Annotated in this window: 13 protein-coding genes and 1 pseudogene; 8 read left to right on the top strand and 6 right to left on the bottom strand. The window is 63.2% G+C overall.

The annotated features are described in order from the left end of the window. The first annotated feature begins 34 nt into the window (after positions 1-34). The gene (locus tag NKH54_RS13035) at positions 35-1297 is read left to right on the top strand and encodes a cysteine desulfurase-like protein (RefSeq protein ID WP_023825100.1); all 1263 of its coding nucleotides are present in this window, start codon (positions 35-37) and stop codon (positions 1295-1297) included. A 4-nt stretch (positions 1298-1301) separates the two neighbouring features. Here the strand turns inward: NKH54_RS13035 and NKH54_RS13030 are convergent, their stop codons facing one another. The 5 genes from NKH54_RS13030 to NKH54_RS13010 form a co-directional block, all read right to left on the bottom strand. Further along, positions 1302-2330: a histone deacetylase family protein gene (locus NKH54_RS13030; protein WP_353028352.1), complete on the bottom strand. Its 1029-nt coding sequence runs from the start codon at positions 2328-2330 to the stop codon at positions 1302-1304. Beyond that, entirely contained in the window at positions 2327-2830 is a 504-nt protein-coding gene (locus NKH54_RS13025) for a GNAT family N-acetyltransferase (protein ID WP_031196820.1), read from the bottom strand. Before NKH54_RS13025 ends, NKH54_RS13030 begins: the two co-directional genes overlap by 4 nt. 209 nt (positions 2831-3039) lie before the next feature. Then, on the bottom strand, positions 3040-3969 hold the full coding sequence (gene kce, locus NKH54_RS13020; protein ID WP_023711469.1) for a 3,5-dioxohexanoate:acetyl-CoA acetone transferase: 930 nt from the start codon (positions 3967-3969) through the stop codon (positions 3040-3042). A 10-nt stretch (positions 3970-3979) separates the two neighbouring features. After that, entirely contained in the window at positions 3980-5353 is a 1374-nt protein-coding gene (locus tag NKH54_RS13015) for an aminotransferase family protein (RefSeq protein ID WP_023669063.1), read from the bottom strand. A gap of 1 nt (position 5354) precedes the next feature. Next, positions 5355-6992 carry a N,N-dimethylformamidase beta subunit family domain-containing protein gene (locus NKH54_RS13010; protein ID WP_353028351.1) on the bottom strand — a complete coding sequence of 546 codons (1638 nt, stop codon included), beginning with the start codon at positions 6990-6992 and terminating at the stop codon, positions 5355-5357. 169 nt (positions 6993-7161) lie between these two features. Here NKH54_RS13010 and NKH54_RS13005 point away from each other — a divergent pair, with 169 nt between their 5' ends. The 6 genes and pseudogenes from NKH54_RS13005 (at position 7162) to NKH54_RS12980 (ending at position 11379) form a co-directional block, all read left to right on the top strand. Beyond that, entirely contained in the window at positions 7162-7410 is a 249-nt protein-coding gene (locus NKH54_RS13005; protein WP_352459461.1) for a ParB N-terminal domain-containing protein, read from the top strand. Positions 7411-7525: 115 nt separating this feature from the next. Then, a pseudogene (locus NKH54_RS13000) lies at positions 7526-8481 on the top strand (alpha/beta fold hydrolase). Between the two features lie 186 nt (positions 8482-8667). Beyond that, entirely contained in the window at positions 8668-9066 is a 399-nt protein-coding gene (locus tag NKH54_RS12995) for a GFA family protein (RefSeq protein ID WP_023684918.1), read from the top strand. 116 nt (positions 9067-9182) lie between these two features. After that, complete coding sequence (locus NKH54_RS12990; RefSeq protein WP_023669058.1) at positions 9183-9374, top strand: hypothetical protein; 192 nt, start codon at positions 9183-9185, stop codon at positions 9372-9374. A gap of 281 nt (positions 9375-9655) precedes the next feature. Beyond that, positions 9656-10720, top strand: coding sequence for a glycoside hydrolase family 25 protein (locus tag NKH54_RS12985; RefSeq protein ID WP_353028350.1), 1065 nt, complete (start codon positions 9656-9658; stop codon positions 10718-10720). Between the two features lie 152 nt (positions 10721-10872). After that, a complete protein-coding gene (locus NKH54_RS12980; protein ID WP_023700830.1) occupies positions 10873-11379 on the top strand; it encodes a DUF2314 domain-containing protein in 507 nt (168 codons plus the stop codon). A gap of 21 nt (positions 11380-11400) precedes the next feature. On the opposite strand, the gene NKH54_RS12975 is transcribed toward NKH54_RS12980, so the two are convergent. Then, positions 11401-12327 carry a LysR substrate-binding domain-containing protein gene (locus tag NKH54_RS12975; RefSeq protein WP_353028349.1) on the bottom strand — a complete coding sequence of 309 codons (927 nt, stop codon included), beginning with the start codon at positions 12325-12327 and terminating at the stop codon, positions 11401-11403. Positions 12328-12392: 65 nt separating this feature from the next. Between NKH54_RS12975 and NKH54_RS12970 the strand changes: the two genes are divergently transcribed. Then, a complete protein-coding gene (locus tag NKH54_RS12970) occupies positions 12393-12605 on the top strand; it encodes a hypothetical protein (protein WP_023684923.1) in 213 nt (70 codons plus the stop codon). The last annotated feature ends 26 nt before the right edge of the window (positions 12606-12631 follow it).

The following is a 12631-nucleotide window of genomic DNA, read 5'->3' as shown; positions in this document are numbered from 1 at the left end:
ATTGCCGAGCAAAGACAAGGGGAAGGGGACAGCAATGGATTTTCCGATCGAGACCGTCAGGGGAAAATTTCCGGCGCTGGACCTGACCGACAAGGGCCGCCGGCGCATCTATCTCGACAATCCGGCCGGCACCCAGGTGCCGCAAGCGGTTGCCGACGCGGTGGCGCGCTGCCTCCTGACCACCAACGCCAATCTCGGCGGTTATTTCGAAACCACGCTTGCCGCGCAACAGGTGGTCGACGGCGCCCATGCGGCGATGGCCGATTTCCTGGGTGCAGCGAGCGCTGAGGAAATCATCATCGGCGCCAATATGACGACGCTGACCTATCACATGTCGCGCACGCTCGGCCGCGGCTTCAAGCCGGGCGACGAGATCATCGTCACCCGCATGGATCATGAGGGCAATGTCTCGCCCTGGCTGCAGCTGGCCGAAGATCTTGGCCTCTTGGTGCGCTTCCTGCCTTTCGACGAGAACAGCTGGCAGGTCGAGGAGGCGGCGCTCAGCGCTCTGCTTACCGACAGGACAAAACTCGTTGCGCTGAACTATGCCTCGAACCTCACCGGCTCGATCAATCGGGTGAAAGCACTGACGGCCATCGCCAAACAGGCCGGCGCGGTGGTCTATGTCGACGCCGTGCAGTTCGCGCCGCATGGGCTGGTCGACGTGCAGGACCTCGGCTGCGACTTCCTGGTTTGCTCTGCCTACAAGTTCTTCGGCCCGCACATGGGCATTCTTTGGGGCCGCCGCGACATCATCGATGCGCTGAAACCCTACAAATGCCGTTGCTCGTCCAATGGCCTGCCGGAGCGCTTCGAACTCGGTACGCCGCAGATCGAACTGATGGCCGGACTTACCGCAGCGGTCGATTACTTCGCCGAACTCGGTGCTGCGGCCGGCGAGGGCGGTTCGCGAAGGCAAAAGATCGCAAAGGCATACGAAGTGTCGATCGCCTACGAAAACCCGCTGGCGCTGAGGCTGATCGATGGGCTGTCCGCCATTGAGGGCCTGACCATCCGCGGCATCACAGATCAGAAGCGTGTCATTGAGCGCGTGCCGACCGTGTCCTTCACCGTCGACGGCATCGTGCCAGAGACGATCGTGCGGCAGATGAATGCCGAGAACATTTTTCTATGGTCGGGTCACAACTACGCCTGGGAGATCGTCCACCATCTCGGCATTCCGGCCGAGCAGGGAGTCGTGCGCATCGGTATTGCGCACTACAACACGGCGGCAGAGATCGACGAGACGTTGGAAAGCGTGCACCGGGTGATCGCCATGCTGAGGCAGCAGCGCTAGTCAGCTATCGCTGTTTGCCGCCGAAACCGGTGAGGAACGCCGTGAGATTGTCGCCGAGCGCGTCGCAGAGATATCCGCCTTCCTGGACGATAATCGTCGGCAGGCCAAGCTTGGCAATTGCCTCGCCGATCCGCGAGAAACCGGGCGTGGTCACCGAAAGCCCGCCGAACGGATCGCCCTCGAACGCATCGAGACCGAGCGCCACGACCAGCGCGTCCGGCGAAAAGGCGCGGATACGCTGGAACGCCACTTCGAGGGCCTCCAGAAACGCCGCGTCCGCTGATTTGCGCGGCAATGGCAGGTTGAAATTATAGCCGAGGCCCGGACCTTCGCCGCGCTCATCGGCATGGCCCCAGAAGAACGGATAGAAGCGCACCGGATCGGCGTGCAGCGACACCGTCAGGACGTCGGAACGCGTATAAAAGATGCCTTGCGTGCCGTTGCCGTGATGCAGGTCGACATCGAGGATCGCCACCCGCGCTGCCTGCTTGCGCAACACCTGGGCTGCGACCGCCGAATTGTTGATGAAGCAGAAGCCGCCGGCGACGTCGGCAAAGGCATGGTGGCCGGGCGGCCGGCAGAGCGCATAGGCGGCAGTCGCGCCCGATATCACCGCTTCGGCTGCCTCGACCGCGCTCCAGGCGCTCCACAGCGCGCTGTGCCAGGTTTCGGCCGAGATCGGGCAAGCGGTGTCGGCCATGTGGTAGCCGGCCTGGCCGACCGCCGAGGCCGGATAGGACCCTGTGCGGGCCAGTGGATGGATGTTGGGGATGACTTCCGCGGATGCGCCCTCGATGCGCTGCCAGCGCGCAAAAATGTGTTCGAGGAAGGCGAGATACTCCGGCGTATGCACGGCCGCCACCGGGCCTAGGCCATGTTCCCTGGGCCGCTCGATCATCAATCCGGCGGATTTTGCGCCGGCTAACAATCGCTCTACCCGCTCCGGCTGTTCGGGATTGGGCTGCGGCGCACCGCTGGACAGAAAGGCCTTCGGGTCGTGGCGTTTCTGCTCCTCGGCAAAGAAGGCTTTCATTCCGCGTCCCCATCCTGCGCTGCATCGGCAAAGGCGAAAAAGGCATCGCCAACAATCTTCTGCGTCTGCTCGTAGCTCGACCAGGCGATGCCCAGTCTCTCATAAAAAGCCTTGGCGCCGTCATTGTCGGTGTCGACGGACAGCCTGAGATAGGCGCCGCCATCCCGGCGGCAGTCGCGCGCGACCCGGCGCAGCAGTCTTTCGCCGATCTTGCGGCCGCGAAACCGGTCCTCGACATAGAGGTCCTGGATATAGACGCCGGGCCGCCCCATCCATGTCGAGAAGATCGGGAAATGCAGGCAGAGCCCCGCAAAATCGCCGCCGATCTCGGCGATCAGGGTGGAGAAGGCGGGTTTGTCGCCAAAGCCGTAGCGGCGGAGATCGTCGGCAGTGGACGTGATCTCCTGATGCGCGCCGATATGGGTGCCGAGCTTGAGCAGCGCGGCATGGATGGTGTCGACGTCGTCGATGGTGCCGGGGCGGAGGGTGACTGTACTCACGATAGGCAAGGCGCCCAGGCACCCCCCCCTGTCCTGCCGGACATCTCCCCCTCAAGGGGGGAGATTGGCAGCTTTGGCGCTGCCATCCATTTTGCAACGATTGAGATTGGCGAAGGCCGCAGTGACATCCGATCTCCCCCCTTGAGGGGGAGATGGCCGGCAGGCCAGAGGGGGGTGTGCCAGAACGCCATCATCGCAGATCAATCATCTCAAAACGCCACCCTATCGCCACCCTTCAGCGCCAGCATCTCGCGCGCCTCGGTCGGCGTTGCGACTTCCAGCGACAACCCGTCGAGAATGGCGCGTATCCTGCGCACCTGATCGGCATTGGATTTCGCCAATTGCCGTCCATCGTAGAGACTGTCCTCCAGCCCGACGCGGACATTGCCGCCCATCGCCGCCGCGATCGAGATCAGGGGCATCTGATGGCGGCCGGCGGCGAGCACCGAGAACTGGTAGCTGTCGCCGAACAGCTTGTCGGCGATGCGCTTCATATGGATGAGATTGTCGGGATCGGCGCCGATGCCGCCGAGAATGCCGAGCACGAACTGGATGAACAGCGGCCCCGACACCAGCCCGCGGTCGCGAAAATGCGCCAGCGAATAGAGATGGCCGACATCGTAGCATTCGAACTCAAAGCGCGTGCCGCAGCCCTTGCCGAGCTTTTCGAGCACGCCTTCCATATCGGCAAAGGTGTTCTTGAAGATGGTGTCGCGCGTGGCTTCGAGCAGCTTTGGTTCCCACTCGTGCTGCCACTCCCTTGGCTTGTCGAGCATCGGGAACAGCGCGAAATTCATCGAGCCCATGTTGAGCGAGCACATTTCCGGCTCGGCCCGCAGTGGTGCCGCCAGCCGCTGGTCAAGCGTCATCAGCGACGAACCGCCGGTGGTGATGTTGATCACCGCGTCGGTCGCTTGCTTGATGCGCGGCAGGAACTGCATGAACACCTCAGGATCGGCGGTCGGCCGGCCGTCTTTGGGATCGCGGGCGTGGAGATGCAGGATTGAGGCGCCAGCCTCGGCCGCCGCGATGGCGTCGGTCGCGATCTGGTCCGGCGTCACCGGCAGATAGGGCGACATGGACGGGGTGTGCACCGAGCCAGTGACCGCGCAGGTGATGATGACTTTCCTCGGCGCCATTCTTTAGCCCTCAGCCTTCGACCGGCAGGTCGAGTTCGGCGGCCAGAACTTCCAGCGAATCGCCGATGATGGAAATGATCTCGCCGACCTCTTCAGCCGTGACGATCATCGGCGGCGCCACCATGAAATTGTCGCCGTCTACACCGCCCTTGACCCTGCGGCCGTAGATGATCAGCCCGCGCTCGTAGGCGAGGTCGAGCAGGCGCTGCGTGGCTTTCTTGCCCTGTTCGATCGGCCGTAGAGTTTCGGGATCGGCAACCATCTCGGCGCCGGTGAGCAGGCCTTTGCCTCGGACATCGGCGATGAACGGAAAACGCTTCGCCAGCCCTTTCAGCCCGTCCATCAGCACGTCGCCCATCGCGGCGGCATTGGCGATCAGGTCGAGGCGGTCCATCTCGCCGAGCACGGCGAGCCCGGCCGCGCAGGCGAGCGGATTGCCAGCATAGGTGTGGCCATGCTGGAAGCCGCCCGACGCCAGCAGCGGCTCGACCAGCCGCATCGGGGCGGCCAGCGCGCCGAGCGGCGCATAGCCGGAGCCAAGCCCCTTCGACAGCGCGACGATGTCGGGCTTGCAGTTCCAATGGTCGCCGCCAAGGAATTTTCCGGTGCGGCCGGCGCCGCTCATCACTTCATCATGGATGAGCAGGATGCCGTAGCGGTCGCAGATCTCGCGTATACGCGGATAATAGCTGTCCGGTGCGACGAGGGCCGAAGTCGCCGCACCGCCGATCGGCTCCATGATGAAGGCGAGCACGCTGTCCGGGCCCTCGGCCTGGATCTTCTCCTCCAGCATGTCGGCATAACGGACGCCGCGCTGCTCCATCGAAAGATTGTCGCGGTCGCGCCATGCCGTCGGCGCCGGCACGGTCGGCATCACCCGCATCATCGGTGTGAACGTTTCGGCCAGCGCATCGTCGCCGGTTATCGAAAGCGAACCCAGCGTGCCGCCATGATAGGAGGGAAAACGCGTGATAACCTTCCAGCGCTTCGGCTGGCCGGTCGCGACCGCCCATTGCCGCGCCAGCTTGATGCAGGATTCCGTCGCCTCCGAACCGCCGGAGACGAAGAAGATTCGGTCCATGCCCTCCGGCAGTTTGCCGGCGAGCTCCCGCGCCAGTTCTTCCGCCTGCTCGTTCTCGAAATGCAGCCGGTAGGCGAAGGTGGCGCGGTCCATCTGCCGCTTCATGGCGTCGAGCACGTTGCGGTTGGAATGGCCGATATTGGCGACCATCGGTCCGCTCGATCCGTCGATGAAGCGGCGGCCGTCCTGCGTCCACATATAAATGCCTTCGGCGCGGTCGATCAGCGGCCGGCGCAGGCTGGAGAGGTAGAACAGGTGCGAGGGCGCGCGCGTTTCTGAACCAGTTGATGAGGGCTTCTGCATGTCAGGACTTTCCGAGGTAGCGATCGATTACATTCCTGGTCACGCGCTCGACCATGGGATCCTGCCTGAGCAGGCCGGCGACCCATTCGCAGCTTCCGGCGTGGAAAACCTCGCCCTTGCCGCGCGGAAAATTGACGATCATGCCGTTGCCGCGTTTGACCTTTTCCAGATTGGCGTCGGTCGCCTCGCCAAACAGCGTTTCGGCCGTAAAGCGGCCATCCTCGTCGGCGAGAAACTGGTCCTCGATCGGGATATCGGCGCTTTCCTCGACCTGGCTCGCTATGCCGACGGCCAGCACCTGCAGCCCGTCAGGCGCACCGCTGTCCGGTGTCGGATAGGGCAGGCCGCCGCGGATCTCGAAATCGAGCCCGTCGACCTCATAGCCATAGACATGACTGTCGGCGCCAAGCAGGTCGCCATAATAGATTCCGGTGCCGGCAAAGGCCCAGTGCTCGGGCCGATAGACCGGAAAGCCGCGCATGCCGCGCGGTGCGCATCCGCCCCAGCCGGCATAGACGCCGCGCGTCGCGTTGAGGCCGAACGTCATTGCGCCGGGACGACCGATCTCAGGCGCTTCCCAGGAGTTGGTGGCGCGGGTGACGTCGCCGCCATAGGCCGGGTCTTCGGCGCGCGCCCGGTATTTGTAGCAGACCTGCCGCCGGCCTTCGTCCTCGAGCCTGGTCTGCCACATGAAATTGCCGGCAAAGCGCGCCGCATGACCGCCGCGCTCGACGTAGCTGTCGACGGCGTCTCGCATTTCCCAGGTCCAGTACTCGTCATGGCCGACGAAGACCACACAGTCGTAGCCGTCGAGAATCTCGGGCGAGAAGTGCAAATCGTGCTGGCTGGCGAGATCGACGCCATAGCCGGCCCGCTCGGCAAAGCGGAAGAAGTGGCTGTCATAGCTCGCCCAGCCGGAGGAGGTGTATTTCTTCGAATGTCCGGTGGCGTACGCCCATTCCATGTGCGGATAGCGCGGCACTGTTTTCGGCGGCACCGCAACCTCCAGCGGCACGCGCGGCGCATCCTTGGGCAGCACCACGAAGCCGCGGCACCAGGGCCGCTGCGTCGACACCATGCGCGCATATTGGTCGCGGCCCGGGCCGGTGATGCCCTGATAGGCGTTGGAGCCGCCCCAGGTGTTGTAGGACAGCCAGGTGCCCGTCGCCGCCACCTGCAGCACGCGACCGGGCTTTTTGCCGGGCAGGGGCGCGACGATGATGAGGTGGTGGCAGTGGATCGGCTTGCCGTCGCCGCCGTCCGCCGTCAGCGTCAGCCGGTAGGCGCCGGACGGCCAATCCTTGCCGATGCTGAATTGAAACGACGCCTCCCAGCCGCAGCCTTCGACCGAGCACTGGTCGGGCGTATCCTGCCAGCGCGCCGAAAGCCCCGTTTGCTCGAAGACTTTTGTCTCGCTGCCGCCGTCGCGGACAATGACAATGCTGAAGCGCGGCACTCTCGAACTGACATGCAGCGTCACGGTCTCGCCGGCGCGGTAGGAAAAGCGGTTGGAATAACACCAGATCTCGCCGCGCTCGCCGTCCATTCCCGGCCATTCATAGTAATGGCCGCGCACTGCCTCGCGGCGCTGCTCGGGCGTCAGTCCGAAATCGGGAAATTCGGTCGGCAGTTGGGTCATGAACACCGGAAAAGTGACAGGCCGCCATTTCGGCCATCTGCCGGCCAAGCGTCAAATGGAAACGATCGGGCCAGCAATTGCATACGACACAATTGCTTGGCCGCTCTTGGCCGCACCCGGCAAACCGACTATCTCAGGCGAGGCGGCATTTTCCGCCTCGGGAGCCGGTATGCTGAGAGTGCAGAAGGTCAAGGTCGACCAAATCTACGTGCCGACGGCGCGCAAGAAGACGCTGCATCCCGAAACGGTCCGGCATCTGGCCGAAGACATACTGGAAAACGGCATGAAGACGCCGATCCAGGTTCGCCATGACGGCAAGCGCCACATCCTGGTCGAGGGCCTGCACCGGCTGGAAGCCGCCAAATGGCTCGGCGAGACCGAGATCGACGCCTATCTGGTGCAAGCCAAGCGCCACTGAGGCGCGCGACCGATCGACAACAGCCAAACCGATCATTCTTCCGCGGATTTTTTCGCAGGGCATGTCGGCACGCGGCGTGCTCGCTCGTCCTTGGGGGGAACCTGAGGAGACCGACATGTCCAGACGAATCTATGTCGCCATTCTTGCCTCGGTCGCTGCCTTGTTTGCAGCGCCCGGCCCAGCCAATGCAGAGGAGACCAAGCCCGCCATGACCACCGAAGCAACAGCCATGCCGAAGCCGGAAAAGTCCGGCTTGCTGCCGATCGACGGCCTGAATTACTACTATGCCGTCTATGGCAAGGGAGAACCGCTGCTTCTGCTGCATGGCGGCCTTGGCACGTCGGACATGTTCGCGCCGCTGCTGCCGAAGCTGGCGGAAAACCGCACCATCATTGCCGTCGACCTGCAGGGCCATGGCCGCACCGCGCTCGGCGAGCGACCCTTCAGCCTGGGGGGATGGGCGACGACATGGCTGGTATCGTCAAGGCGCTCGGCTATGACAAGGTCGACGTGCTTGGCTATTCGCTGGGCGGCGGCGTCGCCTTCCGTATGGCCGTTCAGCATCCCGAGACGGTGAGACGTCTGGTCCTGGTCTCGACCGGCTTCGCCGCCAATGGCTTCTATGACGAGATGCGCGGCCAGCAGGCGCAGGTGAGCGCGGCCGCCGCCGATTTCATGAAGGACACGCCGATGTACAAATCCTACGTCGCCGTCGCCCCACGTCCCGACGATTTCCCCAAACTGCTCGACGCGCTGGGCAATTTCATGCGCAAGGATTACGACTATTCCGCCGATGTGGCGAAGCTGAAGATGCCAGTTATGCTGGCCTATGGCGACAGCGACATGTACAAGCCCGAGCACGAGATCAGGTTCTACCAGATGATCGGCGGCGGGCTGAAGGATGCCGGCTGGATGCGTGAGAACCTGTCGCAGAACCGGCTGGCCATCATTCCCAATCGCACCCACTACGACGTCTTCTTCGCACCGGAGCTGACGGCCGCGGCACTGCCCTTCCTCAATGGCGAAACCAAGGTGAAGACCTGGGACGAAGTCCTCAGCGAAACGAAATAGCTTGCCTGAGATACATGCCGGCCGTCTCGAAGAGGCGGCCGGCTTTTTTGTGCCTGCGAAACCACGAAGCCCTGGCGCAGCCATTAGTCCTATCGGCGCAATCGATGGCGCCATCAGGGCTTTTCAATTGACCGAAAGGTACCTGTCGATATCATCAAGAGACCTTCAGTGTGATGGGTTCGAATGATGACGAAATACCAGGGCGGATGCCATTGCGGGGCAGTGCGCTACGGCACCGAGGCGGCGCCGCTCAATCAGCGCGTCTGCCATTGCCGGCGCTGCCAGAAGGTGATCGGCGCGGCCTTCAACGCCCGCCTTTTGTTTCGCATCGACGATGTCACCGTCGAGGGAGAGGTGGCGACGGTCAACACCTCTCCGGACCTCAAGCGCGGCTTTTGCGCCGCTTGCGGCACCACGCTGTTTTCCCGACGCGACTCCGCCGGCATCGTCGGCATCACCACCGGCTCGCTCGACGATCCCTCGCTGTTCAAGCCGGAGATGCATATGTGGACCGCCTCGAAGCAGCCCTGGCTGCAGCTCGATGACGGCCTGCCGCACCATGAAGGCGCGCCGCCTCCGAACTGACGCCGGCCTTACCGGAAATTAATCCCGAAACCACGACATAGCCGGCAAAGCGTCATTGGCGGGCCATGATTGGCTGCCTATCTATCGTCTGCGGGCCGGTATCGAGGAGACGACCGATGAGCGACAGAATCAGCACCCTGGACGAGCTTTTGAGCGATCCGATGGTCCTCCTCGTCATGGAGCGTGACCGCGTGCGCCCCGAACAGGTTCGCCTGCTGCTCGAACGTGCCCGCCGCCCGGCGGCCGACGCCGTGCCACCGGCGCATGTGGTGGCGAAAAGCTGCATGCAGCAATGGCTGGGAAGGTAAGGGCTTCCCCTTCTCCCCTTGTGGGAGAAGGTGGCCGAGCGAAGCTCGGTCGGATGAGGGGTGTTCCAGGGAACGCCAACGCCTCACTCCGCTGGAACACCCCTCATCCGTCTCGGCGCTACGCGCCGATCCACCTTCTCCCACAGGGGGAGAAGACAAGAGGGCCAATTCCTAACAACTTGATTCAAACTTTGTTGGTAATTTCTCGTTAGTAATCGAGGCCGGTTTGTCCGGCGGCGTCTGTTTGCCTTCGGTCTGTTGTGTTTTGCGTACAGGTCCAGATGCGGATTTCAGCCGTCGTCAGTTTCATGTTGGCATCGCTGTGGCTTGCCGGCTGTTCGTCCACAGCGGGCGTCGATGGCTTGCAACCGTCGAACGAGACGACCAGTTCGGTCGTGCGTCCGAGCGCGCCGGTCGCAGCGGCTCCGGCGGAGACCGCCGACCTCGCGCCGATGCGGTCCGACATGGTGGCCGACAACGCTGTGGCCGACAATGCGCCGCCCTTTTCCATGGTCGAGGAAGAAGAGGCCATCGTCGCGGGCACGCCGCAGGGGAGCACCAGACCACAGCTCGAGCCCGCCGCTCTGATGTCTGCGCCGAAGCGGTTGACGCGCGCGGCGCCGGCCATGCTGGCCTCGCCGGTCACCCGCTACGGTTTCCGCGACGCCAAGCCGATCAATTTCGGCAAGGCTTCGCCACGCTACCTTGCCGTCCACGGCGTCGACGTCTCGCGCTGGCAGGGCAATGTCAACTGGGGCAAGCTGCGCGCCCAGGGCGCCAACTTCGCCTACATCAAGGCGACCGATGGCGGCGACCATCTCGACCCGATGTTCATGAAGAACTGGCGCAATGCCGACGCCGCCGGGCTGAAGCGCGGCGCGTATCATTTCTTCTACTGGTGCCGCACCGCGGGCGAGCAGGCCGACTGGTTCATCCGCAATGTGCCGAGGGTCGAAGGCGCGCTGCCACCGGTAGTCGATGTCGAGTGGAACGGCGAATCTTCCTGCAAGCGGCGGCCGTCGCGGGCCACCGTGCTGGAAAAGATGAAGGTGTTCATGGACAAGCTGGAGCGCCATTACGGCCAGCGGCCCATCATCTACACCGCACCGGATTTCTATCGCGACAATCTCAAGGGTGCGTTTCTCGATTATCCGTTCTGGCTGCGCGCCGTGGCGCGGCATCCCTCAAAAGTCTATCCCGGCCGCAAATGGCTGTTCTGGCAGTACTCCGGCTCCGGCCTGTCGCACGGCGTGACCGGCCGCATCGACCTCAACGTCTTCCATGGCGACGAGCGCGCCTGGCGGGCATGGGCAGGCGGGCAGACGACCGTCGCCGACGCCGACTGAACGTCAGGCAGGTGCCGGTGCGCCTGCGCTGCCTGCCGCTGCGCCTTGGGTTGAATTTTCAGCGTCTCGCTAACGATCCGCTCACTGTGTCCTTTAGCGGTATCGCAACAGCCTTCCGGTAACGTGCCCGTGATCGGGTTTCGGAGGGATCCATGCGCAATCCAGTTGTGGCTGTCGCACTTGCCGCCGCCGTCGGCTACGGGTTTTTCAGTTCGCTCGGCCACATGCCGGGCGGAAGTGGCGCTTCGCTGGCGGAGTCGAAGCAGAACGTCGTGTCCTATTCCACCGAGGACAAGGCGATGCAGGCCGCCAAGGACAGCGGCCGCTCGACCCTCAAGCGCTTCCACGAACTGATGGACGCCGGCACGCCGGGCACCTACACGGTAAAATTCCCGCTGACCCAGAACGGCGCCACCGAGCATATCTGGCTGCAGCTGGTGGGCTACAGCGAAGGCTCCTATATCGGCCTGCTTGCTGACGTGCCGGTCAATGGCAACAAGTACAAGATGGGCGACAGGATGACGGTAACCGAGGCCGACGTCGAGGACTGGATGATCAAGAACGGGAAGGTGATCTACGGCGGCTACACCACGCGCCAGGCGCTTGCGGATATGCCGAAGGAGCAGGTTGCAAAGTACGGATTGACCTTCAAGGACTGAGGGTTGAGGCGCGGGCGAGTTTTATCGCGGGCCTAGAGGGCTGTCGCGCTTTTCGCGTTCGCGTATCTCTGCCGTTTGCGCCAGCACCCAGTCGCGAAACACCTTGATTTTGGGCGCGTTGCGGCGGCTCTCCAGATGCACCAGCCAATAGCCGTCGCCGTCCGAGCCAAGCACGTCGAATGGCTGTATCAACTGGCCCTTTTCCAACAGGGCGCTGTAAAGGTTTCTGGTGAGGATCGCGGCGCCCTTGTCGGTCAGCGCCGCCATCGCATCATAGGCCTGCGTACCCAGCTTCGGGCCAGCGATGACGCGATCGGGCTCGAACGGCACGCCGGCAGCCTTGAACCAGATTTCCCACCAGGGATCGTCGGCACAGCATAGCGGCAGTTGGTAGAGATCCTCAGGGCGGTGGATGCCGCCGACGCTTTCGGCGAGTCTCGGGCTGAGCATCGGCGTATAGTCCGCCTTGAACAGATAGTGAGCCGTCAGGCCCGGCCATTTTCCACTGCCGGTGCGAATGCCGACATCCATGTCGCCGCGCGTGAAATCGACCAGCCCGTGCGATGTATTCACCTTCACGGCAAGATCGGGATGCATCAGCTGGAATGTTCCAAGCCATACGGCCAGCCAGTTCGATGCGAAGGTTTCCATGGTCGTCACCGACAGCACGCCGGTCGCTCCACCCTTGGTGGCGACCCATGCGTCGGCCAGGGTCGAGAACGCGCCTGTTGCGTGCGGCGCCAGCTGCTGTCCGGCCTCGGTCAGCGCGATCTGCCTTGTTTTTCTTATAAAAAGCGGCGTTCCGGCACGTTCTTCCAGCACCTTTATCTGATAGCTGGCAGCTGATTGGGTCATGCCGAGTTCTTCGGCTGCCTTGGTGAAACTGCCCAGCCGGGCCGCGGCTTCAAAGACCCTGATGGCTCCTAATGGTGGTAGTTCCCAGCTCATGACGCATCAATCCCGCTGATGCATACTACGCGACGTTCGATTGGAAACCAAGCCCGGAAAACGGCATGCTGCATTCATTGGATCAAACCCTGGAGGATACGGCAATGACCACCACCATCGCTCTCTACAACACGCTTCGCCGCCCGGTGCTCGACCTCTTCACCGCGCCGTTCAGGCCTCGCAAGCACGGCCTGCTCGACCGCCGCTCGCTGTCGGATCATTTCCTCAGGGATATCGGTATGCTTGACGGACGCGTGCCTCCCGGCACCATTGGCTAAGCAAGCTCTTTGACCAGGGGAGGGAA

The sequence above is a fragment of the Mesorhizobium sp. M1004 genome (assembly GCF_040318795.1).
Classification (GTDB): domain Bacteria; phylum Pseudomonadota; class Alphaproteobacteria; order Rhizobiales; family Rhizobiaceae; genus Mesorhizobium.
This window is presented reverse-complemented; position numbering and strand designations above follow the sequence as displayed.

Coding starts and splice junctions, on each gene's coding strand:
- kce (WP_023711469.1), bottom strand. CDS start 3,969: ATGGCGCCGAGGAAAGTCATCATCACCTGCGCGGTCACTGGCTCGGTG.
- NKH54_RS13035 (WP_023825100.1), top strand. CDS start 35: ATGGATTTTCCGATCGAGACCGTCAGGGGAAAATTTCCGGCGCTGGAC.
- NKH54_RS13015 (WP_023669063.1), bottom strand. CDS start 5,353: ATGCAGAAGCCCTCATCAACTGGTTCAGAAACGCGCGCGCCCTCGCAC.
- NKH54_RS12970 (WP_023684923.1), top strand. CDS start 12,393: ATGCTGCATTCATTGGATCAAACCCTGGAGGATACGGCAATGACCACC.
- NKH54_RS12980 (WP_023700830.1), top strand. CDS start 10,873: ATGCGCAATCCAGTTGTGGCTGTCGCACTTGCCGCCGCCGTCGGCTAC.
- NKH54_RS12990 (WP_023669058.1), top strand. CDS start 9,183: ATGAGCGACAGAATCAGCACCCTGGACGAGCTTTTGAGCGATCCGATG.
- NKH54_RS12975 (WP_353028349.1), bottom strand. CDS start 12,327: ATGAGCTGGGAACTACCACCATTAGGAGCCATCAGGGTCTTTGAAGCC.
- NKH54_RS12985 (WP_353028350.1), top strand. CDS start 9,656: ATGCGGATTTCAGCCGTCGTCAGTTTCATGTTGGCATCGCTGTGGCTT.
- NKH54_RS12995 (WP_023684918.1), top strand. CDS start 8,668: ATGACGAAATACCAGGGCGGATGCCATTGCGGGGCAGTGCGCTACGGC.
- NKH54_RS13010 (WP_353028351.1), bottom strand. CDS start 6,992: ATGACCCAACTGCCGACCGAATTTCCCGATTTCGGACTGACGCCCGAG.
- NKH54_RS13030 (WP_353028352.1), bottom strand. CDS start 2,330: ATGAAAGCCTTCTTTGCCGAGGAGCAGAAACGCCACGACCCGAAGGCC.
- NKH54_RS13005 (WP_352459461.1), top strand. CDS start 7,162: ATGCTGAGAGTGCAGAAGGTCAAGGTCGACCAAATCTACGTGCCGACG.